The organism is Streptomyces sp. NPDC050448, from assembly GCF_040655295.1.
Classification (GTDB): Bacteria; Actinomycetota; Actinomycetes; order Streptomycetales; family Streptomycetaceae; genus Streptomyces.
Genome location: NZ_JBFAJR010000007.1, coordinates 211,730 through 238,689 on the forward strand (window position 1 = coordinate 211,730; position 26,960 = coordinate 238,689).

Here is a 26,960-nt window from a genome sequence, read left to right on the forward strand (position 1 = left end):
TGGCGGAACCCCCTGGTCAGGCCGGTTCCCGATCCCCATACTGCTCGCATGAGAGGGACGGACAACAAGCCGCGCAGCAGCCCCTTGGTGCCCGACGCGGTGGGGGCGGAGATCGACCGGCACGACTGGGAGACCGTCAGGTGCGGCTGCGGCCGCAGCGCGGGGCATCTCGTGGACACCTTGTGGGCGGCGGCCGAGGGACATCCGGCGGCCTTCCGGGCCCTGGAGGGCCACGCCTTCCTGTCCGGGCACCTGCATCCGCCCGCTCCGGCGGTGTGCGGGGTGCTGATGGCCGTCTGGTCGGCGGGCCCGCCGCGGCTGGCCACGCGCGAGGCGCTGCTGTGGACGCTGCTGTCCCTGCTCGGTTCCGACGACGACGGGTCCTCGTACGAGGCCGGGCTGTACGGGCAGTGCGCGGCGTTCGTCCGCGGCGGTCTGCCCTCGCTGCGCCGCGCGGCGGCCGCCGCTCCGGGCTCCGTGTCGGCCGCCTACGTGGACGGCGTCGTGGAGCTCCTCGGCCTGGGTTCCTGACGGCCCTGCCGCGGGACACCGGCGGTGAGGCACCGCCGCAGCAGGTCCGGAGTGACCTCTTCCAGGGACTGCGCGAAGGTGCGTACGGGTGAGGCCGGCACCTCCAGCAGCGACGGGACCACCAGCAGCCCGCACCCGGCGGCCTCCGCGGAGGCCGCGCCGTCCGGCGAGTCCTCCACCGCCACGCAGTCCCGTACCGCGGCGCCCAGCCGCTCGGCGGCCGTCCGGTAGGGGTCCGGGTGCGGTTTGGTGCGGGCCGTGTCGTCGGCGGACAGGGTGAACGCGAACGGGACGTGGGCCAGCGAACCGCCGACCACCGAGTCGACGACCAGCCGTGGCGAGGCGCTCACCAGGGCGAAGGGCACGCCCTCCGCCTCGAGCGCGGTCAGCAGCCGCTGGGCGCCGGGCCGCATCGGCGCCCCGGCCTCCACCCGGCGGAAGAAGTCCGCGGTCAGGGCTGCCGCCACCGCGTTCGGGTCTCCCCCTCCGCAGACCCGTACGAGGTGGGCGGCGGTGTCCTCGACGGCCCGGCCGACGACCTCGGGGGCGTCCGCGCCGGTGAGTTCGTGGCCGAGGCCTTGCGCGACCAGCTCGGTGGTCCGCCACCACAGCACCTCGGTGTCGACCAGGGTGCCGTCCATGTCGAACAGGACGGCGGCGAGGGCGTTCACGCGGACCGGGCCACGACGAGCACCGGCCGCTCCGCCAGGCCGACGACGGCCCGCGCACCCGGCGCCAGGTCGCCCGCGTCCCGCGAGGGCAGATCCGCCTTGACGGAGGTGCCGCCGGGCAGGTCGAGGTGGAGGCGGGTCACCGCGCCGAAGAAGGACGCGGAGACCACGGTGGCCGTGCCCTCGGGGTCGGCGGTCGCGGTGACGTTCTCGGGCCGGACCAGCACCTCCACCTCCCGCGTCGCCGCCGGGACCGGGCCGTCGACGGGCAGCCGGGCGCCCGCCACCTCGACCAGGCCGGAGCCGGTGAGCTGTCCGGGCAGCCGGTTCATGGTGCCGACGAACTCGGCGACGAACGGCGTCGCGGGGCGCTCGTACAGCTCGGCGGGGGCCGCGCACTGCTCGAGGCGGCCGGCGTTCAGGACGGCGACCCGGTCGGCCATCGACAGCGCCTCCTCCTGGTCGTGCGTGACGAACACGGTGGTGATGCCGAGGGACAGCTGGAGCCGGCGGATCTCGTCGCGCAGGTTGGCCCGTACCTTGGCGTCGAGCGCCGACAGCGGCTCGTCGAGCAGGAGCACGCGCGGGCGCAGCGCCAGGGCGCGGGCGAGTGCGACGCGCTGCTGCTGGCCGCCCGACATCTGGTGCGGGTAGCGGTCGCCGTGGTCCGGCAGGCCGACCAGATCGAGGAGTTCGGCGGCCCGCTCGCGGCGCTGGGCGGCCCCGACCCCCCGCACGCGCAGGCCGAAGGCGACGTTGTCGCGGGCGCTGAGGTTCGGGAAGAGGCTGTACGACTGGAAGACCATCCCGGCGTCGCGCCGGTTGGCCGGCACGCGGGTGATGTCCTCGCCGTCGACCAGGACCTCGCCGGAGTCGGGCTGCTCGAAGCCCGCGACCACGCGCAGGGCGGTGGTCTTTCCGCAGCCCGACGGGCCGAGCAGGGCGACGAGTTCGCCCGGCTCGATGGTCAGGTCGAGTCCGTCGAGGGCGACGGTGGAGCCGAACGCCCGTCGCAGGCCCCGGAATTCGACGCGCGCGCCCGCGGGGGTCGCGGAGTTCGTGCGGCCGTCGGGGCCCTCGGGCTTCCTGGCCGCGGGAAGGGTGGTGGACATGTCGGTCAGGACTCCTTGCGGGAGGTGGGGGACGTACTGGGGGCGGAGGACGCCGTGGCGGGGTTGGTCCCGGCCCGCGAGAGGACGAGCAGCAGCAGCCAGGTGATGAGGAGGCTGAGGATGGAGACGGCGACCGACATCCGGGCGTGGGCTCCGGAGATCGTGACGATCCACACGGCGAAGGGCCGGAAGCCCAGCAGGGAGGCGATGGTGAACTCGCCCAGGACCAGGGCCAGGGTGAGGAAGGCGGCGCCGGCGAGCGAGGCCCGCAGGTTGGGCAGGAGCACGCGCAGGACCACGTACGGCCAGCTCGCGCCGCAGCTGCGGGCGGCCTCGACCAGCGTCGGCACGTCGATGGCGCGCAGTCCCGCGTCGAGCGAGCGGTAGACGAAGGGCAGCGCCAGCACGGTGTACGCGAGGACCAGGACGACGGGGAACTGCTCGTTCTGCACGGCCAGGAAGGTCTGGTAGAAGGGGGTCCGCGAGAGGTGCTCGGGGCCCCAGCGCAGCACGGTGGTGATACCGGTGACCAGGGCGATCGGCGGAACCACCAGGGGCAGCATGCACATCACCTCCACGACGGGGCGCAGCCGGGGCGAGCCGAGCCGTACGGCGACCAGCGCGGGCACGGCGAGCAGCAGCGACGCCGCGATGGTGGCGGCGGCCAGGCCGAGGGAGAGCAGCATGCTCTCGGTGAACCCGTCGGCGGCGAGCAGCTGGGTGTACGCCTCGAAGCTGATGCCCTGGCCGGGCACGTGCACGGTGAAGACGAAGGAGGCGATCAGCGGGACGAGGAAGTACGCGCCCGCCAGCAGGAGTACGGCTCCGCGCCAGACCCGGGGACGGGGGCGGCGGCGCGGCCGGGCTGCCGGGCCCGGCGCCGTGGGGCCGGCCGGTGCCGCCCCGGTGTCCGGGGCGGTCGATGCGGGCGTCGGGGTCATCGCAGCCATCGGGCGCTCCGTCGCTGGAGGGGCAGGTAGACCGCCATGACGAGGCCGGCGATCAGGATCATGTCGAGGCCGAGGGCGAGCGCCACGTTCTCCTGTCCGGTCATCACGTTGCCGGACAGCGCATCGGCGATCTTGAGCGTGACCAGCGGTACGGAGCCGCCGACGAGGGCCGCGGCCGTGGCGTGCGCGGCGAACGCGGTGCCGAAGAGCAGCACGAACCCGCCGAGCAGGGAGGGCGCCAGGACCGGCAGTCCGACGTGGCGCCAGAACTGCCATCCGCTGGCCCCGTTGTTCTGGGCGGCTTCGCGCCACTGCGGGCGCAGTCCGTCCAGCGCCGGAACGATCACGAGCACCATCAGCGGGATCAGGAAGTACAGGTAGACCACGGCGAGGCCGGTGAACGAGTACAGGCTCCAGCCGAGGCTGCCGAGGTCGGCGAGCTGGGTGACGACTCCGGAGATGCCGACGGTGGCGATGAACGCGAACGCGAGCGGGACGCCGCCGAAGTTGGCGAGGACGCCGGAGGCGGTCAGCGCTGCGCTGCGCAGGGCCCGGGACCGGGAGGTGACCACGGCTTGCGCGATCAGGACCCCGAGCACGCCGCCCACAGTCGCGGTGAGGGCGGAGAGCTGGACGCTGCCGATGAGCGAGCCGAGGTAGGGGCCCTGGAGCGAGCGCGTGAGGTGCTCGCCGGTCAGCCGGGTGGCGCCGGTCGCCGGGTCGGTCTGTGTGACCGCGCCGAAGGCGATGGCGCCGAGCGGGATACCGAAGCAGAGCCCGGTGAAGGCGAGGAGCGGGAGGGCGGCGAGCCAGGTGCGCGGGCTGCGCCGCCGGCGGCGGCTGGTGCTGCCGCCGGCGGTGCCCTCCGGGTGGGAGGCGGGGGTGGAGGGGGACATCAGGAGAGGGCCTTGTCCCACTTCTCGGCGAGGGTGGCCTTGGCCTTGTCCAGCTCCGCGGAGGCGGGGAAGGCCGGGGTCCCCTGGATCTGCGGGAGCTTGGCGGCGGCGTCCTTGTCGGCGGTGCCGTCCTGGGTCATGACGGGGAGCAGGACCGGGCGGGCGTGGCCCTTCAGCCAGAGGTTCTGGCCCTCGGCGCTGTAGAGGAACTCCATCCACAGGCGGGCGGCCGCCGGGTTCGGGGCCTCCTTGTTGATGGCCTGCGAGTAGTACTGGGCGTAGACGCCGTCGGCGGGGACGGAGACCTTCCAGTCGACGCCCTTGCCCTTGAACTGCTCGGCGTAGCCGGCGTTCAGGTAGTCCCAGTCGATGGAGATGGGCGTCTCGCCCTTCTCCACGGTGGCCGGGGTGGACTCGACCGGGATGAAGTTCCCGCTCCCCCGCAGCTGCCCGAAGAAGTCGATGCCGGGCTGGATGTCGGCGAACGAGCCCTTGTTGGCGAGGGCGGCCGCGTAGACGCCGCCGAAAGCCGAACCGGACTTGGTCGGGTTGCCGTTGAGGGCGACCTTGCCCTTGTACTCGGGCTTCAGCAGGTCCGCGAAGGTCGTCGGGCAGTTCGGGATCTTGGCCGCGTCGCAGCCGATGGAGACGTAGCCGCCGTAGTCGTTGTACCAGCGGCCGTCGGCGTCCTTCTGGCCGGCCGGGATCTTGTCCCAGGCGGTGACCTTGTACGGAGCGAACAGGTTCTCGCCGGCTCCGCTGCGTGCGAAGGCGATGCCGAGGTCCATGACGTCGGGGGCGCGCTTTTGGCCCTTGCGGGACTTCACGGCGGCGATCTCGTCGGAGCTGGAGGCGTCCGGGTTCTCGCTGCTGACCTTGATCTTGTACTTGGCCTCGAAGGCCTTGATGATCTCGCCGTAGTTCGCCCAGTCCGGCGGCAGCGCGATGACGTTGAGCTGGCCTTCCTTCTGGGCGGCCGCGACGAGCGCGTCCATGCCGCCGAGGTCGGCGAGCGAGGCGGCGGCGCCCGGCTGGACCTTGGACTTGCCGTCGGCAGCACCGGCGGCCTGGTCCGGAGCGGCGCCACACGCGCTGAGCGTGGTGAGGACGGCGGCGCTGAGCAGTACGGCTGCACCACGGCGGGCGGAGGAACTGAGCACGGTCTCTCCCGGAGACGGTTCCTGACGGGGGTCTACTTGTCTGAACAAGTTGGCTCCAGTTCGCCCGGTCTCACTGTACGGACGGTGAACGGGGGCTGGACCGCGGGGCACGACTCGACGAAGAGACGAGAATGACCGAAAGAGGACGTGACAAGAACGGTGTAATGATCTTCACGCCTAGGCTGGCGGGCACATGGAGACACGATCGACGGCAGAGTCGACGGCGGAGTCGACGGCAAGGGGGCGGCACGGCATGGGCACGGTCCGATATCTCGAGATCGCCGAGGCGCTGCGCACGGCGATCCTCTCCGGCGAGTACACGGTGGGCGCCCGGCTGCCCTCGGAGAGCGATCTGGCCGCACGCTGGTCCGCCTCGCGCGGGACCGTCCGGCAGGCGGTGGCCACGCTGGCCGCGGAGGGGCTGATCGGTTCCCGGCAGGGCGCCCGGAGGATCGTTCTGCGCCATGAGCGCCGGCACAGCTTCGGCGAACTGAACAGCTTCGCCCAGTGGGCCGAGGGGCTCGGTCAGGAGGTGTCCAGCCGCTTCCTCTCCCGGACCCGGCGGCCGGCCACCGCCGAGGAGGCTGACCGGCTCGCGCTCGCGCCGGGCACCGTGATCCTGGCCGTACTGCGGCTGCGGCTCCTCGACGGGGAGCCCACCATGGTGGAGCGGACCGCCTACGCCGACTGGGTCGCGGCCGCGGTCGAGGCCATGCCGGACGACGTCCGTTCGGTGATGGACAGCCTGGCCAACGACTCCGCAATCGTCGCCCACTACGGCGAGCACCTCATCGACGCCCTCCCGGCCGGCAGCGAGGACGCCCGGCTGCTGGAGATCCGTCGCGGGAGCCCGCTGCTGCGCCAGCGGCATGTTTCCGCCACCGCCACGGGTCGTCCGATCGAGTGGTCCGACGACCGCTACCGCGCGGGCAGCGTCACGTTCAGTGTGAGCAACTCTGCGGTAGCCACCCCCTTGGAGCGCCGTACGGGCGACGGGTGAGCGGTCAGCGGGCCGCTTCGGCGACCGCCTCGCCGATCGCCTCGGGCAGCCAGTCCGCGACCCGGCCGAATCCGAAACCCAGGGCGGCGGCCCGGCTGTTGTCCAGGGCGTAGTCGCGGTCGAAGGAGAAGGGTGAGGCGGGAGCGCCCTGGTCGACGACCCGGTAACGGGCGGGCCGGCCGACCCGCTCGGCGACCCGCTCGCACAGCCCGAGCACGTCCAGCGCCCCGTGGGACGCGGCGTCGACCGCGCCGGTGAAGGACTGCCCGGCCGCCCACTGCAGGAACCGTGCGATCTCCCGGTGGTGGATGAAGGAGGTGGCGTACGGGGCTGCGTGGACGTCCACCGGGGTTCCGGCGGAGATCCGCCCGACGTAGTGCGCGAGGCGCCCCGTGAACTCCTCCCGGCCGCCGCCCAGGACGTGCGCGGTCCGTACGGCGGCGAAGCCGAAGGGGTCCGCACCGCCGTCCCGCGGGCCGCTTCCCGGTCCGCCGCCGCCTCTCGGTCCGCCGCCGCCCTCCGGTTCGCCGAGGAAGACGGCCTCGGCCTGCCGCTTGCCCTCGGCGTAGGCGCGGGCCTCGGGGGTGGGCGGCGCCGGGTCGTACACCTCCATCGTGGAGGTCATCACGTACCGCGCGGTCCGGCCGGCGAACACCCGGCGGGCGACGGCGGCCTGCCGGGGCGTGTAGCAGACCTGGTCGATGACGGTGTCGAAGGTGCGAGCGCCCAGGGCGGCGAGCAGCTGCCCTTCGTCGTCGCGGTCGGCGACGAGGCGGCCGACGCCGGGCGGCGGCGCTGCGGAGCCGCGATTGAGGACGGTGACCTCGTCGCCCGCGTCGCGCAGGAGGGTGACCAGGTGCTTTCCGAAGTACCGGCTTCCGCCGATCACGAGAATCTTCTGCATGGCTTCGACTGTGCCGCTGTATGGTCCCCAGCAGAACCGATCACCTGCTGAACGGGTATGAAGGAAAACTTATGATCGATGTGCAGCGGCTGCGCATCCTGCGCGCCGTCGCCGAGCACGGCAGCTTCAACAAGGCGGCCGGAGCCCTGCTGCTGACCCCGTCGGCCGTCTCGCAGCACATCGCCTCGCTGGAGCGGAGCCTGGGCCACCCGGTGGCGGTGCGCAGCACCCGCGGGGTCACCCTGACCGAGCCGGGGCGGCTGCTGGTGGAGGCGGCGGAGACGATCTCCGCCGAGCTGGACCAGGTCCGCCACGAGATCGACCGGCTGACGGCGCAGCGGCCCCGGCTGACGGTCGCCACGTTCACCAGCGGCGGCCGGCATCTGCTGCCGGCGGCGCTGGTCCGGTTCGTGGCCGCGCACCCCGATGTCGAGCTGACCGTACGGGAGGCCGAACCGGAGGCCGCAGTGCCGATGGTGCGCAGCGGCGGGGCCGACCTCGCGCTGACCTATCACTTCGACGGTCCGCTGCCCCTGCGGGCGGGGCTCGACTGGACGCCGTTGATGGACGATCCGCTCTGGCTGGTCCTGCCGCGCGAGCACCGGCTCGCCGGCCGCGCCTCGCTCGGCCTCGCCGAACTCGCCGCCGACCGCTGGGTGCTCGGCTGCCTCAAGACGGAGGCCTTCCTGCGCCGGTACGCGGCGCTCGCCGGCTTCGACCTGCGGGTGGCGGCCTCCACCACCGACTACTTCTTCGCACAGACCCTGGTCGCCGCGGGTGTCGGCGTCTCACTGATCCCGCACGTGTCGCTGGCCCCGGAGGCGTCACTCGCGGTCGTACGGGTCGAACCGCCGCGCCCCGCCCGCCACATCGGGGTCGTCGCCCCGCGCCGGCGGCGCCCGCATCCGTACGCCGAGGCGCTGACCGAGGCTCTGGCCGAGGCGGTGGAGCGGTGAACGGGCACCTGCTGTCCGGTCTGGCCGCCAATCCGGCGCTGCCGGCCGAGCTGCTCGACCGGCTGCTCGGCCGGCCGGCCGCGCGTGCAGACCCGGATCGGGACCCGGATCGGGACCCGGACGAAGCCGCGGAACAGGCGTTGGCCGGGCGCACGGACCTCGGGCCCGCCCGGGTGGCCGCTTGCTCGGAACCCGGCCACACCGGCGGCGGCCGCGGCCTCCCTCGCCGGCCATCCGTCCATGCTGATCCGCACACCGACGCCGATCCCGCGGTGGCGGGGGCGGCGGCCGCCAACCCTTCCCTTCCGGTTGCGGTGATGGCGGACCTGCTCACGGACGGGTGGGGGGAACGGGAGGACGGGTCAGCCGATCGCCCACCAGGCTGCCCACGGGGTCGCCCGCCTCGAGGGTGACGGGGATGCCTCCGGTGGCCTTCTCCAGGCGTGCCTTGTACTCCTTCGATGCCGCGCCTTCGGCGGAGGTGACCAGGGTGACCCCCGTCGCGCCGGAGCTCGCATGCCCGGCGTAGGCGGGGAAACGATCCTTCAGCCGCATGGCCTGGTCGACCGCGGCCATGAGCCTGCGGTGCGTGTACGGGCTCAGGTAGAGGTCGGCGCGGCCCGGGTCGGCCTCCGGATCGGCCGAGTGCGCCGCCTCCAGTAGCTTCCGGCCGCGGGCCAGGTCGGTGACGCAGAGGACCACCCGGCCCGGGGGCTGGTCGGTGATCTGCGTCGCGTAGACGTCGGCGAAGGCGCCGTACCCCTGCTGTCCGATGGCCGCGGACAGGCGTGCGCCTTCGGGGGTGCCGCCCTCGCTCTGGGCCGTGCCGGCCGGCTCGGCACTGCGGGCGGTGAGGTCGAGCGCGGGACACCGCTTGTCCCCCGCTGCCGGGGTGCCGCCGGGCGCGGGCGGGTGCGCGGCCGACGGGGCGCCCCTGCCGCACCCGGTGAGCAGGAGGGCGGCGGTCACGGCGGCCGTGCAGGCGTGCTGTGCGGCAGTGCGGCGGATCATCTTGGGTCCCCCTTCGCGTACCGGTGCCCGGTCGGCACCTGTGGGACGCGAAGCCCGCCCCGCCGGTTCCGCGGCCGGGGCGGCGGCGCACGCACGGGCCCCGCGGCTCAGGCGTCCCCGTCGACGATCCGGCCGTCGCGCAGCTCCACCACGCGGTCGGCGAGCTCGATCAGGTTCTGGTCGTGGGTGGCGACCAGGACGGTGACGCCCTCGCTGCGCACCACCGCGCGCAGCAGCTGCATGATCGAGCGGCCGGTCTCGGAGTCGAGCTGGCCGGTCGGCTCGTCCGCGATGATCAGGGCCGGCTCGTTGGCGAGGGCGCGGGCCACGGCGACCCGCTGCTGCTGGCCGCCGGAGAGTTCGGCGGGGCGCTGCTCCATGTGGTCGGCGAGGCCGACCAGGGCGAGCAGGGTGCGGGCGCGCTCCTCGCGCTGCTGCGCCGGCACCTTGCGCATCCGCATCGGGATGCCGACGTTCTCGACGGCGGTCAGGACGGGGATCAGCCCGAAGGACTGGAACACGAAGCCGATCCGGTCGCGGCGCAGCGCGAGCAGTCCGGCCTCGTCCAGCGCGGCGAGATCGGTGCCGTCGAGCACGACCGTGCCGCCGGTCGGGGTGTCGAGGCCGCCGACCAGATTGAGCACGGTGGTCTTGCCGGAGCCGGACCGGCCCTTGAGCGCGGTGAGTTCGCCACGGCGAATTTCGAACGACACCCCGCGCAGCGCGTGGACGGCCCGGGGTCCGCTGCCGAAGCTCCGGCGGAGGTCGTTCACCGCCACCATGGGCGCTGCCGTGCCGGTCTGTTGCTGCGTCATGGTCTGGACTCCCCCTGGAATCGGCCCGGCGGAGCCGTCTGACGTCCCGCCGTTTCGAATTTGCTCATCCGTCACATCGTTCGCGCAAGTCCCTTCCGATCTCTTCCGATGCACAGTCGAATCTGACAGCATCGTCCGCTATCCGGTGCCAACGGTCCGGATGGGGGAGGAAAACGGCACATGCTCGGCTTCGTCGTGCGCCGGCTCCGGGGGCGGCTGCCGCTCGCCGCCGCCGTGCTGCTGACCGTACTGATCACCACGACCGTGCTGACCGCACTGCTCGCGTTCAACCGCGGCGTGGGCGAGGCCGGGCTGCGCCGGGCGCTGCAGGGGCCGGGCCGGAACCGGACCACCGTCCTGGTCGCCGGCGAGCATCCGGTGGCCGCGCGCGGCAAGGACGACGAGGCCGTACGGACCTTCTCCGACGAGGTGTTCGGCCGGCTGCCGGTCACCGTCGAGAGCGTGGCGCGCAGCCGCTCGTACGGGCTGCCCGGCGCACTCACCCCCGGCCGGGACACCGCCGACCTGACGCTGCTCGCGGCCCTGGCCCGGGACCGCGTACGCCTGGTCTGCGGGCAGTGGCCCGAGCCGGCCGCCGCGCCGGGCGGCCGGGTGCAGGCGGCCGTCCCGCAGGCGGCGCTGACCCGGCTCGGGCTGGCGCAGAACGCGCTCCCGGCCGAGGTGCGCCTCGACGACCGGTACGGCGGCGCCCCGCTCACCGTGGTGATCACGGGCGTGTACCGGGCGGCCGACCCCGATGCCGCGTACTGGCGGCTCGACCCGCTCGGCGGCCGGGAGTTCCAGGTCGGCAGTTTCACCACGTACGGTCCGCTGCTCGTGGACGACACCGTCTTCGGCGTCGGCGGGCTCGTGCAGAACAGCCGCGACTCCCTCCTCACCGCCGACTTCGCCACCGCCCGCATCGCCGAGACCAGGGCGGTCCGGGCCCGCGCCACCAGTGCGACGGACGCCCTCGCCGACGCCTCGGGACTCCACGCCAAGACCGAACTGCCGCAGCTCTTGGGCGAATTGGAGTCCGGACTGCTTGTCGCCCGGTCCACGCTGCTGGTCGGCGCCCTGCAGCTCACCGTCCTGGCCGCGGCCGCACTGCTGCTCGTCTCCCACCTCCTGACGGACCGGCAGGAAACCGAGCGCCTGCTGCTCACCGCACGCGGGGCCTCCCGACGCCGCCTCGGAGCCCTCACCGCGGCGGAAGCGCTGCTGCTGGCGCTGCCGGCCGCCGTCCTCGCACCCCTGCTCACCTCTCCGCTGCTGCGGCTGCTCGCCGGTTTCGGCCCGCTGTCCCGGATGCCGGCGGACAGCTCCGGGACCTGGCTGCTGTGGCCGGTCGCGGCGGGCTGCGCCCTCACCTGCGTCCTGCTGACCGCGCTGCCCGCCGTACTGCGCGGCGCGGCGGCCGCGGCGCGGCGCCGCACGCGCGGCCGGCAGGTGCTCGTCGCGCGCGCCACCCGTTCCGGAGCGGACCTCGTGCTGGTGGCGCTGGCCGTCCTCGCGTACCAGCAGCTGTCCCGGTACAACGACGCCGGGCCCGGAGCGGGCAGCCCCCGGGACTCCGGTGCGTCCGGCGCTCTGGGCATCGACCCGGTGCTGGTCGCCGCGCCGAGCCTCGCCCTGTGCGCCGGCACCCTGCTGGTGCTGCGGCTGCTGCCGTTCGCCGCGGCCCGGCTGGGCGGGCGGATGGCAGCGCGCGGACGCGGCCTCGGCCCGGCGCTGGTCGGCTGGCAGCTCGCCCGGCGGCCCGGACGCGCGACCGGGCCGGTGCTGCTCCTCGTCCTGGCCGTCTCCAGCGGGGTCCTGGCCCTCGGCCAGCAGACGGCGTGGTCCGCGTCCCAGCGCGACCAGGCCGACTTCGCCACCGCGGGCGGGCTGCGGATCTCGGGCTCCGATCTGTCGGCCATGGGCCAGGGCGGCCGGTACGCGGCACTGCCCGGCGGCGAGCGGGTGATCCCGGTGATCCGCAAGCAGCAGGAGCTGGTGGGCGGGGCGGCCGCGGAGCTGCTCGCGCTGGATGCCCGAGGGGTGGCCGAACGGGTGCCGCTGCGGGCCGATCTGCGGAACGGGCGCCCGATGTCCGAACTGTTCACCCCGCTCGCCGCCGACGCGGGTGCCCCGGGTTCGACCGCCACTCCGGGTGCCGGCGGCATCGCGCTGCCGGGCGCACCGGTGCGGATCGACGTCGACGTGACGCTGCGCGCGCAGCAGGGCGGCGCCCCCGGCATCTCGCTGCTGCTGCGCGACCGGTTCGGCCTCACTTTCCGGACTCCGATGATGCCGATCCCCGGCGAGGGCGAGGCGACCCTCTCCGCGCATCTGAACGCCCTGGCCGATGCCCCCATCGGAGCGGCCGCCGCGCCGCTGAGCCTCGCCGGAATGACGGTCGGCTACGCCGCCCCGATGCCCGGCGACTTCCGGCCGGCCGGCGCAGAGTTGGCCATCCGCCGGATCGCCGTGTCCGACACGGCGAGCGGCGCGGCCGTCCCCCTCCCCCCGTCCGCCGTGGCCGGCTGGAGGATGTCGGCGCCGACCCTGAAGGACGGCGTCGCGGCGGTACAGGTGCCGGGCGCCGCCGACGGCTCGGAGCTGCTGCGGATGGACTACCACAGCGCGGCCGACGCCCTGGGCGGCGTCACCGTCACCCTGACTCCCACCGGTGTGCCGCCGGCCGCCGGGGAGCTCCCGGGCATCGCCACCCCCGCCTACCTCGGCGCCGTGGGTGCGAAGGTGGGCGACACGATCCCCGTCCGGTTCGGCGACTCGACCGTACGGGTGCGGGTGACCGCGGCCGTGCACTCGCTGCCCGTGGCGGGAGACACCGCGCTGGCCGTCGATCTGGCCTCCCTGGGCCGGAAGTTCGCCGCGGAGAACGGGCGCGAGCTCCCACCGCCCACCGAGTGGTGGCTCCCGGAGGCCTCCGCCGACGATCCGCTCCCCGCACGGGCGGCCGCCGAACTGCGCTCCGGCGTCGGCCGGCAGAAGGTGCAGCTGCGCGAGGAGGTGGCCGCCGAACTGCTCGACGATCCGCTGAGCGCGGGCCCGCAGAGCGCGCTGGCCGCCCTCGCCGTGGCCTGTGCGGTCCTGGCGGCGATCGGGTTCGCTGCCTCGTCCGCCGCGGGCGCGCGGGAGCGGACCCGGGATTTCACCGTGCTGTCGGCACTGGGTGCGCCCCGGCGGAGTCTGACCTGCACGGCCGCCGCCGAGAGTCTGGTGCTGGTCGGCCTCGGCGGTGCCGTGGGCGTGGGGCTGGGCGCCGTCGTCGTGCACCTGGTCGTGCCGTTCATGGTGCTGACTCCAGCCGGCCACGGCCCGCTGCCGCCGGTGGTGGTGGATCTGCCGGACGGCCGGACGCTGCTGCTGGCCGCCGCGATCGCCGCGCTGCCGCTGCTGTCGGCCATGCTCGGCGGCCGACGTGACCAGAGCGGCCGGGGCGTAGCCGCCCGGCTGCGGTACGTGGAGGAGATATGACCGGCCCGGCCGCACCGGCCACCGCCACGACGCCGCCGCCCCCGCCCGGCCCGCAGGCCGGCGCCCGGCCCGCGCCCTGGGTGCGGACCCGGCTGCGGGCGGCGCCGCTGACCACCCTGCTCGCCGCCGCGCTGGCCTTCGTCACCGTACTGCTGTCGGCCGCGCTGCCGCGCACCCTGGACCGCAGCGCCGACCGGGCGCTGCGCTCCTTCCTCCAGGACCGCGGCGCCGGCGCGACGAGCGTGCTCGTCACCTCCCCCGCGCAGGACGCCGCGCAGAGCCCCGAGGGCCTGGACTCCGCGCTGGCCACCCTGCTCGCACGGACCGGACCGGGATACGGGATCGCCCCGAGCGGTCCGGTGCACGGCAGCCGGAGCCTGAAGCCGCGCTCCCTCGACAATCCCGAACTCGCCCGCCCCGAAGGCGTCGCGCCGGTCCTGTACCTGATGCACCTGCGCAAGGCCGAGGAGCACGTGCGTCTCGTGGAGGGGCGCTGGCCGAGCGGCGGCACGTCCGGCGGACCCGTCCCCGTGGCACTGCCGCAGAAGACCGCGCAGACCCTCGGCGCCAAGGTCGGCACGGTGCTGCGGACCTCGTCCGGCACCCCGGACGAGGTCGACGCCGAGGTCGTCGGCCTGTACACCGCGAACGACGAGGCGGACGTCTACTGGACCGAGCTGCCGTGCCCCACCCACGCCTGCCCGCGTTTCACCCTCAAGAAGCTGCCGGAGATGTACTGGGAGGCCGCGGCCCTCGTCGGGCCGGACGCGCTGGAACGCATCGGCCGGTGGGGCGGGCAGGCCGAGGAGTTCTGGCGGCTCCCGGTGGACGTCGGCGCGCTGCGGGCCGATCAACTGCCCTCCGTCGAACGGCAGATCGCCGGGTACATGGCCGGTCGGACCGCCGCCGAACTGGCGCGGGACACGGACCGGCCCAGGCTGCGGATCGGCTCCGGGCTGCCGGCGCTGTTGACCCAGGCCCGGGCCCGGCAGGCGGCCGCCGCGCCGCTCGCCGCGATCGGCCCGGCGGGGCTCGCGGGGGTGGCCCTCGTGCTGTTCTGCCTGGCCGGCGCCCTCACCGCGGACCGGCGGGAGGCCGAGCTGCGGCTGCTGCACGCCCGCGGCGGGTCCCGCCGCGCCATCCTGCTCCGCCTGCTCGGCGAGGGCGCGGTCACCGTGCTGCCCGCCGCCGGGCTCGCGACGGCTCTCGCCGTACAGCTGCTGCCCACCCCGCGGTGGACGGCCACCGTGCTCGCCGCGTCGGCTGCCTCGCTGTTCGCGCTGCTCGCCTTCCCCGTACGGGCCGCCGTGGTGCTGTCCGCACGGCGCGGCCCGCGCCCCCGGCGCAGGCCGGCGGGCGAGCTGCTCGTCCTCGCCGTGACCGCCGCCGCCGTGTTCGAGGTCCGCCGGCGCGGGGTCGCCCCCGCCGGGGAGGGCGTCGACCCGCTGCTGGTTGCCGCCCCGCTGCTGCTCGCCCTGTGCGGCGGCCTGGTCCTGGCACGGCTCGTCCCCGCCCTCGTCGGAGCGCTGGCCTGGGTCGCCGGGCGGCGGTCGGGGCTGGTCGGCTTCCTCGGGCTGGCCCGGGCCGCACGTGGCACCGGCAGCCGGCGGCGCCCCTCGGTGCTGCCGGTGGTCGCCCTGCTGCTCGCCATCACGACGGCAGGCTTCGGGGCCGCGGTACTCGCCACCGTGGACAGCGCCAGGATCGAGGTGGCGCGGGTGAACGTGGGCGGCGACGCCCAGGTCACCGCGCCCTACGGGGAGATCCTTCCGGAGACCCTCCTCAAGGCGGCCGCCGCACTGCCCGGGGTGCGGCTGTCCGTACCCGTGTGGACGGACGACGACGCGTTCGTCTTCGGCACCGAGCAGGGGTCGACCAAGGTCCGGGTGGTCGTCGCCGACCCGGTGGCGTACGCGGAGCTGGCCCGGGCCGTGGGGTGGGGCGAGTTCGACCCGGCCCGGCTGGCCGCCGGCGGGGCCGGCGCGCCCGTACCCGCGCTGTTCAGCCGCGACTTCGCACGGCTGGCCGGCCCCGGTCCCCACGAGCTGCGCCTCGACGACGCCGGGCCGTTGCCCGTGAAGGGGGCGGGAGTGGTCGAGGGCACGCCCGCGCTGCCGGGCGTCGGCGGCTCCTTCGTCGTCCTTCCGGCCGGCCCGGCGACGGCGAAGATCGCCCAGACGACCCACCCCAACCGGTGGTTCGCACTCGGCTCGCCGGCCAGGGCCGCGCTGGACGAGCTGGTCCGCGCCGCGCCCAAGGGCCCGACCTCCGAGGGCTGGGCCGTGCACACCAGCGCCGACGAGAACGCCCGGCTGGCGAGCGACCCGCTGCGGCGCTCGGCGGGACGGCTGTTCTGGGCGTCGGTGGCCGGCGCGGGAGGCCTCGCCCTGCTGGCCGTCCTGCTCACCATGGTCCGGGCCGCGCCCGAACGGGCCGCGCTGCTCGCGCGACTGCGGACCATGGGCCTGCGTCCCCGGCAGGGCGTGGCGGTGATCCTGACGGAGGCGCTGCCCCAGGCCTTGGCCGCCGCACTGGGCGGCGCCCTGGTCGCGGCGGCCGCCGTGGCTCTGCTGGGGCCGGCCGTGGAACTGTCCGCGCTGGTCGGCTCGCGTTCACACACCGGCGTACGGCTCACCGTGTGGCCGGTGCTGACACAGGCGTTGATCCTGGCCGGCCTGGTCGCGGCGGCCCTGATCGCCGAGGCGGCCCTGACCGGGCGGCGCCAGATCACCACCGAGTTGAGAGCGGGAGACCAGCGTTGAACAGCGACCAGCCGACCTACGAAGAGCTGCGCCGGCGGGCCCTGGCCGCCGCCGAGCCCCGGAGCGTCGGGGCGGACACGGCCATCGCCTGCGACCGCCTGGTCCGGATCTTCAGCAGCGACGGCATCGAGGTGCAGGCCCTGCAGGGGCTGGAACTGACCGTCGCCCAGGGAGATCTGGTGGCCCTCGTGGGCGCCTCCGGCAGCGGCAAGTCGACCCTGCTCAACATCCTGGCGGGCCTGGACGTCCCCACCGCGGGCACCGCGACCGTCGGCGGCTACAACCTGCTGGAGATGTCCGCCAAGGACACGCTGCGCTACCGCCGCGAGGCGGTGGGTTTCGTCTGGCAGCAGACCGCCCGCAATCTCCTGCCCTTCCTGACGGCAGCTCAGAACATCGCGGTACCACTCCAGTTGAGGGGAGGTTCCAGGCGCGGTGCGGCGAAGCGCCACGCCGCCCGGGTCGACGGGCTGCTCGAAGCCCTGGGGATCGCCCGCCTCGCCGACCGCCGCCCGGCCCAGCTCTCCGGCGGCGAGCAGCAGCGCGTGGCCATCGCCGTCGCCATGGCCAACAATCCTCCGGTCCTCCTTGCGGACGAGCCCACCGGCGAGCTCGACTCCGAGACCGGCGCCGCGATCTTCGAGGCGTTCCGCACCGTGAACCGCGAACTCGGCGCCACGGTGGTCATCGTGACCCACGACCCGCTCGTCGCGGGCGAGGTCCGCCGTACGGTGGCGATCCGCGACGGCCGCACCAGCAGCGAGGTGCTGCGCCGTACGGTCACGGACGAGCACGGCGCGGAGTCGGTGAGCGAGCGCGAGTACGTGATGCTGGACCGGACCGGTCGCGTGCAGCTCCCGTACAAGTTCCTGGAGGCACTGGGCATGGAGCACCGCGTGGCGGTCGACCTGGCCGCGGACCACATCGAGGTCCGCCCCGACTCCGCGGAGGACCCGCAGGATCCGGATGCGTGAGCCGGCCACCCGGTGAACCCCGCCCCTGCGGGGTTCGGGCGTCACTTCCGTGGGGCGGGTGTCGTTAGGGGCTCGGGGTTGACGCTGGGGGCGAAGGGATGACGGAATGCGGCAGTTTCCTCTGGAGATGCACGACATGGCACCCGGACGGGTCGTCGAGTGGCGGTTGCGGTCGACGGCCGGGGCGGCGGATGCCGACTGCCCGGACGATGCGGCGGGCAGGAGGGCTTCGTTCAACCAGGACAAGCACTTCACCGTCGCCGAGGAGAGCCGTGGCGCCGACGACCCCGTCGCCTCCTGGATCGCGGTCACCTTCGAGGTCGCGGGCGCGCTGGACGAACAGGCCCTGACCCGGGCCCTGCTGGCCTTCGTACGCCGGCACGAGGTGCTGCGGTGCGAGTTCCGGCGCCTCGCGGGCGAGTTGGCGTGCGAGCCGATCGCCGTCGGCGAACTCGCCCTCGACGTCGTGCCCGTGGCCGCGTTCGACTCCTCCGCGGACCTGCGCGGCTTCCTCCTCGAGCGGTTCAAGCGCAGCATCGACACGCTCTCCTGGCCGCTGTTCACCATGGGCGTCGTCCTGCGCGAGGACTCCGCGACCGTCTACCTGGCCTTCGACCACATCGTCTGCGACGGCCTGTCGATGCCGATCGTGGTCCACGAGGTGCAGAGCGCGTACGAGGCCCTGCGGCGCGGCGAGGACATCGACCTGCCGCCCGCGCCGAGCTACCTCGACTTCGCCGAGGAGCAGCGCCACCGCTACCTCTCCATCGACGCCGACGACGAACGTCTCGGCTACTGGAAGTCGTTCATCGCGCGCAGTGGCGGCGCGTTCTTCCCGCGGTTCCCGCTCGAGCTCGGCGTGGAGCCGGACCGGATGTACCCGATCGTCAACGAGGCGTCGTCGCTGCTGGACGCCGCCGAGGCCGAGGTGTTCGAGAAGGCATGCCGGGCGGTGGACGGCAAGCCGTTCATGGGGGTCCTCGCCGCCGTGGCGGTCTGTCTGCGCGAGGCCGGCGGGCCGGGCGTGTACCGGGGATTCATGCCGGTCAGCGAGCGCGGCCGGGGCGGCTGGGCGAACTCGGTCGGCTGGTTCGTCAACACCATGCCGATCGAGTTCGACGCCTCGCCCGGCCGGGACTTCGCCCAGGTCATGGCGGCGGTCCGGGCCGGGTTCGGCGAGATGGTGCAACACATCGACGTGCCATTCGTCCGGGCCTGGGAGCTGCTGGCACCCGCCGAGTTCGCCGCCCGCTCCTGGCCGTACCCGGTGAACTTCTTCTCGTACATCGACGTCCGCAAGTGTCCGGGCGCCGAGCGGCACCAGGACTGGCGGCCGACCTCGCACGTGTGGTCGGCGCGCGCCAACGGCGCCTGCTCCTGGTTCCAGCGGGATGCGGACGGACTGCACATGAACTCGCTCTACGTGGACACCGCCGCCGCGCGCGGCACCATGGACGCCTTTCAGGAGGCGCTGCGCCACACCGTCCGTGAGATCGCCCGGTACGGCTCGTTCCGCCGGCCGGTCGCGCTGGCCTCGCCGCGCCGTCCCGTCGACACCCCGCTCGACGCGCACCCGTACGCCCGCCGCTCCTGATGGCGCCGGCCGCCCGTGTTCACACCCGGGCGGCACGCCCCAGCAGCAGGGCCTGATCCCGCGTGTTGCGCGTGAGCGAGGCGGCGCGTTCGAACTCCGCCCGGGCCTCCTCCTTGCGGCCGAGCCGCTCCAGCAGGTCGCCCCGTACGCTCGGCAGCAGGTGGTAGGCGTGCAGGGCCGGTTCCCGGGCCAGGGCGTCGACCAGCGGGAGCGCCGCGTCCGGGCCTTCGGCCATCGAGACGGCGACCGCGCGGTTGAGTTCCACGACCGGTGACGGGATCAGTTCCACGAGCCGTCCGTAGAGGGTGGCGATCGTCGCCCAGTCCGTGTCCTCGTAGCGGACCGCCTCCGCGTGGCAGCCGGCGATCGCGGCCTGGACGGAGTACGGGCCGCTCCCCGCGTGCTGCATGGCCAGGGCGCCGCGGTGGATCAGCATCCGGTTCCACGTGGAACGGTTCTGGTCGGCGAGCAGCACCGGCTCGCCGTCGGGGCCGGTGCGGGCGGAGATCCGGGAGGCCTGGAACTCCAGCAGGGCCGCCAGCCCGTGCACTTCGGGCTCCTTGGGCATCAGGGCGGCCAGCACCCGGGCCAGGCGGAGGGCGTCCTCGCACAGGGCGGGGCGGACGAGGTCGTCGCCGGCGGTGGCCGAGTAACCCTCGTTGAAGATCAGGTAGATGACCTCCAGGACCGAGGCGAGCCGCTCCTCGCGGTCGGTTCCGTACGGGACCTCGAAGGGCACGTCCGCCTTGGCCAGCGCCCGCTTCGCCCGGACGATGCGCTGGGCGACGGCCGGCTCCGAGGCGAGGAAGGCGCGGGCGATCTCCTGGGTGGTCAGGCCGCCCATCAGGCGCAGGGTGAGCGCGATCCGGGCCTCGGTGGCGAGGACGGGATGGCAGGCGGTGAAGATCAGCCGCAGCAGGTCGTCGTCGATGTCGTCCGGGGCCGCCGGCTCGGCGGGCGGCGGCACGTCCTCCAGGGTCCGGCCGACCTCGGCGAGCTTGCGGGCGTACGTCTCCTTGCGGCGGACGAGGTCGATCGCGCGGTGTTTGGCGGTGGCCATGAGCCAGGCGCCCGGCTTGTCCGGGACACCCGACTCCGGCCACTGTTCCAGGGCGGCGACCAGCGCGTCCTGGGCGATCTCCTCGGCGATGCCGATGTCGCGCACGATGCGCGCGACACCGGCGATGATCCGCGCCGACTCGATCCGGAACACCGTTTCGACCGCCTGGGTCGCACTCACTGCCGTCACGGCCACCCATCAGAGCAGCCGTGACGAGGCAGGGCAAATGCGGCGCGAGTCGCGGCGCGGTCGTCGCGGCGCGGTCAGGCCTCGGCGATCTGGCGCAGCTCGGCGCCCACCGTCCACTGCGCGGGGTGGATCTCCAGGAACCGCTTGGTCCACTCCAGCGCCTCGGCCTTGTCCTTGGCCTGGAGGATGGCGTAGCCGCCGACGACCTCCTTGGTCTCGGTGAACGGCCCGTCGGTGTAGTTCAGCTTGCCCCCGGACCAGGTCACCCGGGTCCCCTCGGAGGTGGGGAGCAGCCCGGCGGTGTCCAGCATCACCCCGGCCTTGGTGATCTCCTCCAGCAGCGCAGCCATGCGCTGGTCGAAGTCCGCCGGGAGGGGGGTGCCGGAGGAGAGGCTCTGCTCGTCGATACGGATCAGGGACAGGAAGCGCGGCATGGTGACTCCTCGTTCAAAAGGGCGGGGACTTTCCCCGCCTCTCACTTCTGCGTCGAACGGGAGACGCCCGGATCAACAGCTCCCCGGAAATTCCTCAAAGAATCTTCCGGACCCCGGTGGACGGGTTCCGGCAGCGACACTCCGTGCCCGAGCCCGGGGCCCCGGTCGCGTCCCTTGGCCGTGCCCTGGTGGGCCGAGCCGCCCCTACCCACGAGTAGGATCGCGGCCTCCGGCCCCTCCGAGAGGACATTCGATGCCGCGCACTCCGCCTTCCCCTCTGCTGCTCGCCGGCCTCCTGGCCGGGGCGGGCGTCGCGCATGCGGTCGCGCCGAAGCAGTTCGACGCGACCGTCCCGAGCGCCCTGCCCGGCACCCCGCGGCAGTGGACGTACGCGAGCGGCGCGGCCGAGCTGGCCCTCGCCGCCGGCGTCGCCCATCCGCGGACGCGCCGGGTGGCGGCGCTGGCCGCGGCGGCGTTCTTCGTCGGGGTGTTCCCCGCGAACGTGAAGATGGCCGTCGACGCCCGCCGCCGCTCCCCCGCGGTCCGGGCCGTGGCGGTCGCCCGGCTGCCGCTGCAGCTCCCGCTGGTCCTGTGGGCCCGGAACGTGAGCCGGGGCGCCGCCGGCTGACGCCCCGCCACCGGGGTCACGGACTGTCGCCCGACCAGTCCCAGCGGTCCGGGTCGGCCGTGCGGCGGCGGTAGTGGGTGCGGCCGCCGGCTCCGTAGCGCCCTATCTCGGTGGGGAGCCGGGCCTCTTCGGCGAGCTGGGGCGGGCTCCACCCCGTGATGTCCAGGAGGAGCCCGTCCAGCGGGCCGCCCACGAGTTCGCCGTAGACATGGCCGGGGCGCGGGCCGGGGTCGGGGTCGTCGTGGTCGGCGCCGTAGACCCGGCGCCGGAGCATCCTGTCGTCCATGCAGCCCAGCTTCACAGATGCCACTGACAACGGGCCCGGGGGCGGCGGGCGCCGGCCTGCCGGAGACGGCCGGCCTCAGCCTTCGCCGGCCCCCGTACGGGGGCCGGCCTGGCACCCGTTCCGGACGGGAATTCGGGGTCTGCGGAGCCGGCGGCGATGATGGGGGGCGACCCACGGATCACTCGGCACACGGAGCAGGAGCACCACGCATGGCACGTCGGGTACACCAGCCGCTGGAGAACCAGGAGTTCGACTTCATCCTCGGCATGACCGAGGGGCCGGTTCTCGCCTACTTCATCGGGACCTGGCCCAAGGCCCTGGAGGCCTGCCGGGCGATGGACGCGCTCGTGGCCGAGGCGGCCGAGGAGTACGGCACGCGGCTGACGGCCGTCCGCACCGACATGACCCGCTGCCCCGAGCCGACCAGGCGTTTCGGCGTGGCCGGCGCGCCCACCGTCGTCCTCGTCAAGGACGGCGAGGCCGTGGCGAGCAGGGCCGGCGCGATGAGCCGTGCGGAGCTCCGGGAGTTCCTGGACGCCCACCTCTGAGCGGCTCGGCGGCCATCCGGCCGGGTCGGCCAAGGTGGGCTATCTGGCCGATACTGGCATAGGTCAGATAGGTGCCTAGGGCATGTAATGGGTTCCGGTGAGACGGACACACGGAACCATGCTTACGAGGTGCTGCATGTCAGAGACCGTTGCCTTCCCTCAGGACCGAACCTGCCCCTACCACCCGCCGGCCGCCTACCATCCCCTCCGCGAGGAGCGGCCGCTCTCCCGGGTCACCCTCTTCGACGGCCGCTCGGTCTGGGTGGTCACCGGGCACGCCGAGGCGCGCGCCCTGCTCTCCGACGGACGGCTCTCCGCCGACCGGCAGAACCAGGCCTTCCCCGCTCCCACGAAGCGGTTCAAGGGCCTGCAGAACCGCCGCACGGCCCTGCTCGGCGTCGACGACCCCGTGCACAACACCCAGCGCCGGATGCTCATCCCGAGCTTCACCCTGAAGCGGACCGCGGCCCTGCGGCCCGCGATCCAGGAGACCGTGGACCGGCTGATCGACGACATGATCGCCAAGGGGCCGGAGGCCGAGCTGGTCAGCGCCTTCGCCCTGCCCGTGCCGTCGATGGTGATCTGCGCCCTGCTCGGAGTGCCGTACGAGGACCACGAGTTCTTCGAGGCGCAGTCGCGGCGGCTGCTGCGCGGGCCGGAGCTCGCCGACGTGGAGGACGCGCGGGCACGGATCAACGGCTACCTGGCCGATCTGATCGAGCGCAAGCGGACGCACCGGGGCGACGGGCTGCTGGACGAACTCGTCGAACGGCGGCTGGAGACGGGTGAGACCGACATCGACGAACTGGTCTCGCTGGCCGCGATCCTGCTGATCGCGGGCCACGAGACCACGGCGAACATGCTCTCCCTCGGCACGTTCACCCTGCTGCGGCACCCGGAGCAGCTGGCCGAGCTGCGCACCGACCCGTCGCTGATCTCCGTGGCCGTGGAGGAGCTGATGCGCTTCCTGTCCATCGCGGACGGGATGCTGCGGGTGGCGACGCAGGACATCGAGGTCGGCGGGGTGACGGTCCGCGCGGACGACGGGGTGATCTTCTCCACCTCCGTCATCAACCGGGACCCGGCGGTGTTCGCGGAGCCGGACGCGCTGGACTGGCACCGCTCCGCCCGGCACCACGTGGCGTTCGGCTTCGGCATCCACCAGTGCCTCGGGCAGAACCTGGCCCGCGCCGAGATGGAGATCGCCCTGGGGACGCTGTTCGCGCGGCTGCCCGGGCTCCGGCTGGCGGCCGAGCCCGACCGGATCCCGTTCCGGCCCGGCGACACCATTCAGGGCATGGTCGAACTTCCCGTGGCATGGTGAGAGGCATGTCGCCACAGCGCATCGACATCGACACGGCCGTCTGCATCGGCGCCGGGCAGTGCGCCCTGACCGCGCCGGACGTGTTCACCCAGGACGACGACGGCTTCAGCCAGGTACTCCCGGGCCGGGAGGACGGCAACGGCAGCCCACTGCTCCGTGAGGCCGCCCGCGCCTGCCCGGTCGCCGCCATCACGATCCAGGAGGAGTAACCCCGTCGCGGGGCCCGTACGGCTCAGAGCAGGGCGACGGCCCGGCGCTCCAGGGCCAGCGAGCGGTCCACCTGTTCGGCGCATGCGTCGAACAGGGCCCGGCGCCGGCCGGCGTCGGAGTCCGGGTCGGCCGTACGGGCCATCGCCGCCAGCCCCGACCAGTGCCGGGCGGAGTCCCGCAGGAGCGAGGCCGCCTCCGGCCGCCCGGCGAGGTCGAGGAAGTCGGCGTACAGCGGCCGGGTGGCGCCGGGGGCGGTCCACTCCTCCTCCAGGCAGGCGTACAGCCGACCGGTGCCCACACGGAAGGCCTCGGGGCCGGCGAACCGGCGCTCCCAGCCCGTCGTGGTGCCGGTGTCGCGCAGCTGTGCGGCGAGCTTCGCCATGCCGGAGAAGCCGAAGTTGACGTCGAACTGGTTGCCGAGCACCGGCCCGGTGAGTCGCGCCGCGGTGGTGGCGACCGCCTCGTCGAGGTCCGGCTCGGCAGTGGCCGGCCCGGTGGGCACCACCATCTGGTGGTGGCCCTTGCGGTGCCCGGTCCAGGCGGCGCCGAACTCCTCCCGGCCGATCCGGTACGGGACCTCGGCCCCGTCCTCGACGTACAGGGTCTCGCCCTCGGCGCCTTCGTAGCCCGCCACGACCACGGTGTAGGGATCCGCGCCGGCCATCTCCGGGACCCCCTGGTGCCAGGGCAGCCTGGACCGGTCGACCGTGCAGAACACCGGACGCCCCTCGTCCAGGGCGGCGCACACCCGCCTCCAGCGGGGTTTGGCGCTGCGCGTGGCCTCGTACGGGACGTTCAGCCGGCCCAGAGCCGTCTGCACCCAGGGGTGGGGGTGGGCCTGCGCGACGATCGTCGGCATCGGCGGCCGGCCCGCGTACTCGAAGACGAAGTACATGAAGCCGATCCCGCCCGCGAGGCCCGCGACCAGCACCTCGTCGTGCACGCTCCCGAGGGCGTGGCGGATGAGCGAGCTCTCGCGGTGGCGGCCGGTGCCGAAGTCCTTGTAGACGAGCGGGGTCATGCGGCCAGCGTAGCCGCGCGCGATCGGGTGACCGCCCATCCGACTTCCTGTACAGTTGTCCAGGAAGTTGCCCGCCTGGCCCAACAGCCCCGCGAAGTGGAGGTGGCCGTGCACACGGTCGCTCAGGTCCTCATAGGTGTCGTCGCCGCGCTGCACGTGTACTTCCTGGTCCTGGAGATGTTCCTGTGGCAGCGGCCGCCCGGCCGGGCCCTGTCGGGGTTCGACGAGGAGCTCGCCCGCCGCACCGCACCGCTCGCCGCCAACCAGGGCCTCTACAACGGCTTCCTGGCCGCCGGCCTGGTCTGGTCGCTCGTCATCGACTCGCTCGCCACGCAGATCTTCTTCCTCGTCTGCGTGATCGTCGCCGGGGTGTACGGGGCCGCGACCGCCAATCGCCGCATCCTGATCGCCCAGGCCCTGCCCGGCGCGCTCGCCCTGGGCGCGGCGCTGCTGGCCCGGTGAGCCCCGAGGACCCGCGGACCGCCCGTACCAAGGCCAGGCTGCGCGAGAGCCTCCTCGCCGAGTGCGCGGACCGGCCGCTCGGCGAGGTCAGCGTTTCGGCGGTGGTCCGCCGGGCCGGGGTCGGCCGCGCCACGTTCTACCTGCACTACGAGGACCTCCCGGCGCTGGCCGTCGACGCGTGCGCCGACGTGGTGCACGCGGCGGTCGACGCCCTGCACGCCTGGCAGACGGCTCCCGGGGCGCGGGCCCCGGTCCGGCCCCCGGCGGCGCTGGCCGGCTTCCTCGCCGACGCCGCCGCGCACGCGGCCCTCTACCGCACCCTGCTCCTGCCGGGTGGGGGCGGCCCGCTCGGCGAGCGCCTCCACCGGGAACTGCGTGCCCGTGCCCGCGCCGAACGCACGGCGGCCGGCGCCCCGCATGCCGACCTGGTCGCCTCGGCGGTGGCCGCCACCTTCACCGGGATCCTCGCCGACTGGCTGCACGACAGCGTCCCGGGCTCCCCGGCGGAGCTGGCGGACCACCTGTGGCCGCTGCTGCTGGCCCTGCACCGTGCGGGCTCCCGGCCCGCGCCGTGACAGCCATGAGCCCCGCCGGACCGACCGGCGGGGCTCGTGTTCACGGGCTGGGCTCGTGAAGTGGCGTCAGATGCCGACCACCCGCTCCGCCTGCGGACCCTTGGGGCCCTGAGTGACGTCGTACTCGACCTTCTGGCCTTCCGCCAGCTCCTTGAAGCCGGTGGTCTGGATGGCGGAGAAGTGCACGAACACGTCAGGGCCGCCGTCGTCCTGCTGGATGAAGCCGAACCCCTTCTCCGAGTTGAACCACTTCACGATGCCTGTTGCCATCAGTACTGATCCTTCTCAACGTTCCACGCGGGCCGCACGTGGGGTGCAGCCGTCTCCATCCTGCCCGCCCGTCCCGCACACCACACCCCAGGCGCGGCCAACCGGGGGCACTTCGAACTTTTGACCGCCCTGCTGACCCGGCAGCCCAGGCCGTGCGCGTGCCCGGTCCGGGCGACGGCGTCCCGGGTGCGCCAGTCCCAGTCGGCACGGGGACGGGGCCGCTGGGCTTGCCCCAGCCGGCGGGGTGCAGGGCCCAGGTGACGAGTCCGGCCACGGCGACGAGGCCGAGCCAGATGCCGGGAGCCCAGGCCTCGCACACGGCGAGGCCGGCTCCGGTGCAGCCCGGCAGGGCCGGGGCGGTGCCGCTCCAGCCGGCGACGGCGTGGCCGAGGTCGACGTCTCCGTGCGCACTCATGATTCTCCCGGGAAGGACGGGTGGCGGTAGGCTCCAAGGCGAGATGCCTTAGTGAGCAAGATAAGCATCTCGCTAGCTAAGCCACTTAGACACCAAGGAGTATCTGCGTGCAGGGCACGTCCCGCCCCGCGGCCACCGCCGCGGAGGCGCTGTCGCACATGGACCGGTACGTCGCGCTGGGCATCGTCGGTCAGCAGGAAATGGCGCAGCTGCTGGGGCTCAACGTCACCGACCTGACCTGCCTGGGCCACATCCTGGGAGCCGGGGACACCCCGCTGGGCGCCGGCGACCTCGCCGAGCTGACGAACCTGACCACCGGAGCCGTGACCGGGGTGCTCAACCGCCTGGAGCGGGCCGGATACGCCCGCCGGCAGCCGGATCCCGCGGACCGGCGCCGGGTGCGCGTGGTGGCGGACGCGGCGGCCGCCGCCCGGGTCTTCGCCGTCTACGAGCCCTTCTACGCCCGGCTCGGCGCGGTGTTCGCCGAGTACACCCCGGACGAGGTCGCCGTCATCGCCGACTGGTTCGCGCGGGCGACGGCCGAGATGACCGCCCATCTCGCCGAGGTGCGGGCCGGACAGCTCGGCCCCGTGGCGCCGTAGCCCCCCGATGGTAAAATTTCTCTTTTCGCGTCTCACGAAAGGTTCTGCATGAAGAACCCGTCAGCTCACGGGCGTTTCGGCATCAAGGCCGGAGCCAAGGCAGGCCCCAAGGGCGGT

Annotated in this window: 27 protein-coding genes; 14 read left to right on the forward strand and 13 right to left on the reverse strand. The window is 73.9% G+C overall.

What is annotated here, in order from left to right; genetic code table 11:
* The first annotated feature begins 48 nt into the window (after positions 1-48).
* Positions 49-531 (forward strand): hypothetical protein, encoded by a 483-nt coding sequence (locus AB0I68_RS12070; protein ID WP_363177122.1) that lies wholly within the window; start codon positions 49-51, stop codon positions 529-531.
* On the opposite strand, the gene AB0I68_RS12075 is transcribed toward AB0I68_RS12070, so the two are convergent.
* From AB0I68_RS12075 to AB0I68_RS12095, 5 genes are read right to left on the reverse strand one after another with little or no spacing between them, the layout of a single operon-like run.
* The gene (locus AB0I68_RS12075; protein ID WP_363177123.1) at positions 489-1,202 is read right to left on the reverse strand and encodes an HAD family phosphatase; all 714 of its coding nucleotides are present in this window, start codon (positions 1,200-1,202) and stop codon (positions 489-491) included. The genes AB0I68_RS12070 and AB0I68_RS12075 overlap by 43 nt on opposite strands.
* Positions 1,199-2,314: an ABC transporter ATP-binding protein gene (locus tag AB0I68_RS12080; RefSeq protein ID WP_363177124.1), complete on the reverse strand. Its 1,116-nt coding sequence runs from the start codon at positions 2,312-2,314 to the stop codon at positions 1,199-1,201. The genes AB0I68_RS12075 and AB0I68_RS12080 overlap by 4 nt, the downstream gene beginning before the upstream one ends.
* A 5-nt stretch (positions 2,315-2,319) precedes the next feature.
* Positions 2,320-3,264, reverse strand: a complete 945-nt coding sequence (locus tag AB0I68_RS12085; protein WP_363177125.1) for an ABC transporter permease subunit — start codon at positions 3,262-3,264, stop codon at positions 2,320-2,322.
* On the reverse strand, positions 3,252-4,160 hold the full coding sequence (locus AB0I68_RS12090) for an ABC transporter permease subunit (protein WP_363177126.1): 909 nt from the start codon (positions 4,158-4,160) through the stop codon (positions 3,252-3,254). The genes AB0I68_RS12085 and AB0I68_RS12090 overlap by 13 nt, the downstream gene beginning before the upstream one ends.
* Positions 4,160-5,284, reverse strand: a complete 1,125-nt coding sequence (locus AB0I68_RS12095; RefSeq protein ID WP_363177180.1) for an extracellular solute-binding protein — start codon at positions 5,282-5,284, stop codon at positions 4,160-4,162. Before AB0I68_RS12095 ends, AB0I68_RS12090 begins: the two co-directional genes overlap by 1 nt.
* A gap of 289 nt (positions 5,285-5,573) precedes the next feature.
* Here AB0I68_RS12095 and AB0I68_RS12100 point away from each other — a divergent pair, with 289 nt between their 5' ends.
* On the forward strand, positions 5,574-6,320 hold the full coding sequence (locus AB0I68_RS12100; RefSeq protein ID WP_363177127.1) for a GntR family transcriptional regulator: 747 nt from the start codon (positions 5,574-5,576) through the stop codon (positions 6,318-6,320).
* A gap of 4 nt (positions 6,321-6,324) precedes the next feature.
* Here AB0I68_RS12100 and AB0I68_RS12105 read toward each other — a convergent pair whose 3' ends face one another.
* Positions 6,325-7,224 (reverse strand): NAD-dependent epimerase/dehydratase family protein, encoded by a 900-nt coding sequence (locus AB0I68_RS12105; protein WP_363177128.1) that lies wholly within the window; start codon positions 7,222-7,224, stop codon positions 6,325-6,327.
* A 71-nt stretch (positions 7,225-7,295) separates the two neighbouring features.
* Here AB0I68_RS12105 and AB0I68_RS12110 point away from each other — a divergent pair, with 71 nt between their 5' ends.
* Positions 7,296-8,180, forward strand: a complete 885-nt coding sequence (locus AB0I68_RS12110; protein ID WP_363177129.1) for a LysR family transcriptional regulator — start codon at positions 7,296-7,298, stop codon at positions 8,178-8,180.
* Between the two features lie 330 nt (positions 8,181-8,510).
* Here the strand turns inward: AB0I68_RS12110 and AB0I68_RS12115 are convergent, their stop codons facing one another.
* Complete coding sequence (locus AB0I68_RS12115; protein WP_363177130.1) at positions 8,511-9,191, reverse strand: hypothetical protein; 681 nt, start codon at positions 9,189-9,191, stop codon at positions 8,511-8,513.
* A gap of 107 nt (positions 9,192-9,298) precedes the next feature.
* On the reverse strand, positions 9,299-10,006 hold the full coding sequence (locus AB0I68_RS12120; RefSeq protein WP_363177131.1) for an ABC transporter ATP-binding protein: 708 nt from the start codon (positions 10,004-10,006) through the stop codon (positions 9,299-9,301).
* A 180-nt stretch (positions 10,007-10,186) separates the two neighbouring features.
* On the opposite strand from AB0I68_RS12120, the gene AB0I68_RS12125 reads away from it, so the two are divergent.
* The 4 genes from AB0I68_RS12125 to AB0I68_RS12140 all read left to right on the forward strand — a co-directional run bounded on the left by AB0I68_RS12125 (position 10,187) and on the right by AB0I68_RS12140 (position 18,819).
* Positions 10,187-13,489, forward strand: coding sequence for an FtsX-like permease family protein (locus AB0I68_RS12125; protein ID WP_363177132.1), 3,303 nt, complete (start codon positions 10,187-10,189; stop codon positions 13,487-13,489).
* Entirely contained in the window at positions 13,486-16,251 is a 2,766-nt protein-coding gene (locus AB0I68_RS12130; RefSeq protein WP_363177133.1) for a hypothetical protein, read from the forward strand. The genes AB0I68_RS12125 and AB0I68_RS12130 overlap by 4 nt, the downstream gene beginning before the upstream one ends.
* The gene (locus tag AB0I68_RS12135) at positions 16,248-17,225 is read left to right on the forward strand and encodes an ABC transporter ATP-binding protein (protein WP_363177134.1); all 978 of its coding nucleotides are present in this window, start codon (positions 16,248-16,250) and stop codon (positions 17,223-17,225) included. Before AB0I68_RS12130 ends, AB0I68_RS12135 begins: the two co-directional genes overlap by 4 nt.
* A 106-nt stretch (positions 17,226-17,331) precedes the next feature.
* On the forward strand, positions 17,332-18,819 hold the full coding sequence (locus AB0I68_RS12140; protein ID WP_363177135.1) for a condensation domain-containing protein: 1,488 nt from the start codon (positions 17,332-17,334) through the stop codon (positions 18,817-18,819).
* A gap of 19 nt (positions 18,820-18,838) precedes the next feature.
* Here the strand turns inward: AB0I68_RS12140 and AB0I68_RS12145 are convergent, their stop codons facing one another.
* Both AB0I68_RS12145 and AB0I68_RS12150 read right to left on the reverse strand, forming a co-directional pair.
* On the reverse strand, positions 18,839-20,059 hold the full coding sequence (locus AB0I68_RS12145; protein ID WP_363177181.1) for an RNA polymerase sigma factor: 1,221 nt from the start codon (positions 20,057-20,059) through the stop codon (positions 18,839-18,841).
* A gap of 83 nt (positions 20,060-20,142) precedes the next feature.
* On the reverse strand, positions 20,143-20,502 hold the full coding sequence (locus AB0I68_RS12150; protein WP_363177136.1) for a YciI family protein: 360 nt from the start codon (positions 20,500-20,502) through the stop codon (positions 20,143-20,145).
* A gap of 253 nt (positions 20,503-20,755) precedes the next feature.
* Between AB0I68_RS12150 and AB0I68_RS12155 the strand changes: the two genes are divergently transcribed.
* Positions 20,756-21,130, forward strand: coding sequence for a hypothetical protein (locus AB0I68_RS12155; protein ID WP_363177137.1), 375 nt, complete (start codon positions 20,756-20,758; stop codon positions 21,128-21,130).
* Between the two features lie 16 nt (positions 21,131-21,146).
* On the opposite strand, the gene AB0I68_RS12160 is transcribed toward AB0I68_RS12155, so the two are convergent.
* Positions 21,147-21,416, reverse strand: a complete 270-nt coding sequence (locus AB0I68_RS12160) for a hypothetical protein (protein WP_363177138.1) — start codon at positions 21,414-21,416, stop codon at positions 21,147-21,149.
* 209 nt (positions 21,417-21,625) lie between these two features.
* On the opposite strand from AB0I68_RS12160, the gene AB0I68_RS12165 reads away from it, so the two are divergent.
* The 3 genes from AB0I68_RS12165 (at position 21,626) to AB0I68_RS12175 (ending at position 23,497) form a co-directional block, all read left to right on the forward strand.
* Entirely contained in the window at positions 21,626-21,964 is a 339-nt protein-coding gene (locus tag AB0I68_RS12165) for a thioredoxin domain-containing protein (protein ID WP_363177139.1), read from the forward strand.
* Between the two features lie 136 nt (positions 21,965-22,100).
* Positions 22,101-23,288 (forward strand): cytochrome P450, encoded by a 1,188-nt coding sequence (locus AB0I68_RS12170; protein WP_363177140.1) that lies wholly within the window; start codon positions 22,101-22,103, stop codon positions 23,286-23,288.
* A gap of 5 nt (positions 23,289-23,293) precedes the next feature.
* Positions 23,294-23,497, forward strand: coding sequence for a ferredoxin (locus tag AB0I68_RS12175; RefSeq protein WP_363177141.1), 204 nt, complete (start codon positions 23,294-23,296; stop codon positions 23,495-23,497).
* A gap of 23 nt (positions 23,498-23,520) precedes the next feature.
* On the opposite strand, the gene AB0I68_RS12180 is transcribed toward AB0I68_RS12175, so the two are convergent.
* Complete coding sequence (locus AB0I68_RS12180) at positions 23,521-24,519, reverse strand: BtrH N-terminal domain-containing protein (protein WP_363177142.1); 999 nt, start codon at positions 24,517-24,519, stop codon at positions 23,521-23,523.
* 108 nt (positions 24,520-24,627) lie between these two features.
* On the opposite strand from AB0I68_RS12180, the gene AB0I68_RS12185 reads away from it, so the two are divergent.
* Together AB0I68_RS12185 and AB0I68_RS12190 are read left to right on the forward strand one after the other, a co-directional pair.
* Positions 24,628-24,981, forward strand: a complete 354-nt coding sequence (locus AB0I68_RS12185; RefSeq protein WP_363177143.1) for a DUF1304 domain-containing protein — start codon at positions 24,628-24,630, stop codon at positions 24,979-24,981.
* The gene (locus AB0I68_RS12190; RefSeq protein WP_363177144.1) at positions 24,978-25,556 is read left to right on the forward strand and encodes a TetR/AcrR family transcriptional regulator; all 579 of its coding nucleotides are present in this window, start codon (positions 24,978-24,980) and stop codon (positions 25,554-25,556) included. The genes AB0I68_RS12185 and AB0I68_RS12190 overlap by 4 nt, the downstream gene beginning before the upstream one ends.
* Before the next feature lie 66 nt (positions 25,557-25,622).
* Here AB0I68_RS12190 and AB0I68_RS12195 read toward each other — a convergent pair whose 3' ends face one another.
* Entirely contained in the window at positions 25,623-25,826 is a 204-nt protein-coding gene (locus tag AB0I68_RS12195) for a cold-shock protein (protein ID WP_363177145.1), read from the reverse strand.
* A gap of 522 nt (positions 25,827-26,348) precedes the next feature.
* On the opposite strand from AB0I68_RS12195, the gene AB0I68_RS12200 reads away from it, so the two are divergent.
* Positions 26,349-26,843 (forward strand): MarR family transcriptional regulator, encoded by a 495-nt coding sequence (locus tag AB0I68_RS12200; protein ID WP_363177146.1) that lies wholly within the window; start codon positions 26,349-26,351, stop codon positions 26,841-26,843.
* Positions 26,844-26,960 lie beyond the last annotated feature (117 nt).

Coding starts and splice junctions, on each gene's coding strand:
- AB0I68_RS12070 (WP_363177122.1), top strand. CDS start 49: ATGAGAGGGACGGACAACAAGCCGCGCAGCAGCCCCTTGGTGCCCGAC.
- AB0I68_RS12080 (WP_363177124.1), bottom strand. CDS start 2,314: ATGTCCACCACCCTTCCCGCGGCCAGGAAGCCCGAGGGCCCCGACGGC.
- AB0I68_RS12085 (WP_363177125.1), bottom strand. CDS start 3,264: ATGGCTGCGATGACCCCGACGCCCGCATCGACCGCCCCGGACACCGGG.
- AB0I68_RS12090 (WP_363177126.1), bottom strand. CDS start 4,160: ATGTCCCCCTCCACCCCCGCCTCCCACCCGGAGGGCACCGCCGGCGGC.
- AB0I68_RS12100 (WP_363177127.1), top strand. CDS start 5,574: ATGGGCACGGTCCGATATCTCGAGATCGCCGAGGCGCTGCGCACGGCG.
- AB0I68_RS12105 (WP_363177128.1), bottom strand. CDS start 7,224: ATGCAGAAGATTCTCGTGATCGGCGGAAGCCGGTACTTCGGAAAGCAC.
- AB0I68_RS12110 (WP_363177129.1), top strand. CDS start 7,296: ATGATCGATGTGCAGCGGCTGCGCATCCTGCGCGCCGTCGCCGAGCAC.
- AB0I68_RS12115 (WP_363177130.1), bottom strand. CDS start 9,191: ATGATCCGCCGCACTGCCGCACAGCACGCCTGCACGGCCGCCGTGACC.
- AB0I68_RS12120 (WP_363177131.1), bottom strand. CDS start 10,006: ATGACGCAGCAACAGACCGGCACGGCAGCGCCCATGGTGGCGGTGAAC.
- AB0I68_RS12125 (WP_363177132.1), top strand. CDS start 10,187: ATGCTCGGCTTCGTCGTGCGCCGGCTCCGGGGGCGGCTGCCGCTCGCC.
- AB0I68_RS12130 (WP_363177133.1), top strand. CDS start 13,486: ATGACCGGCCCGGCCGCACCGGCCACCGCCACGACGCCGCCGCCCCCG.
- AB0I68_RS12140 (WP_363177135.1), top strand. CDS start 17,332: ATGCGGCAGTTTCCTCTGGAGATGCACGACATGGCACCCGGACGGGTC.
- AB0I68_RS12150 (WP_363177136.1), bottom strand. CDS start 20,502: ATGCCGCGCTTCCTGTCCCTGATCCGTATCGACGAGCAGAGCCTCTCC.
- AB0I68_RS12155 (WP_363177137.1), top strand. CDS start 20,756: ATGCCGCGCACTCCGCCTTCCCCTCTGCTGCTCGCCGGCCTCCTGGCC.
- AB0I68_RS12160 (WP_363177138.1), bottom strand. CDS start 21,416: ATGGACGACAGGATGCTCCGGCGCCGGGTCTACGGCGCCGACCACGAC.
- AB0I68_RS12165 (WP_363177139.1), top strand. CDS start 21,626: ATGGCACGTCGGGTACACCAGCCGCTGGAGAACCAGGAGTTCGACTTC.
- AB0I68_RS12170 (WP_363177140.1), top strand. CDS start 22,101: ATGTCAGAGACCGTTGCCTTCCCTCAGGACCGAACCTGCCCCTACCAC.
- AB0I68_RS12175 (WP_363177141.1), top strand. CDS start 23,294: ATGTCGCCACAGCGCATCGACATCGACACGGCCGTCTGCATCGGCGCC.
- AB0I68_RS12180 (WP_363177142.1), bottom strand. CDS start 24,519: ATGACCCCGCTCGTCTACAAGGACTTCGGCACCGGCCGCCACCGCGAG.
- AB0I68_RS12195 (WP_363177145.1), bottom strand. CDS start 25,826: ATGGCAACAGGCATCGTGAAGTGGTTCAACTCGGAGAAGGGGTTCGGC.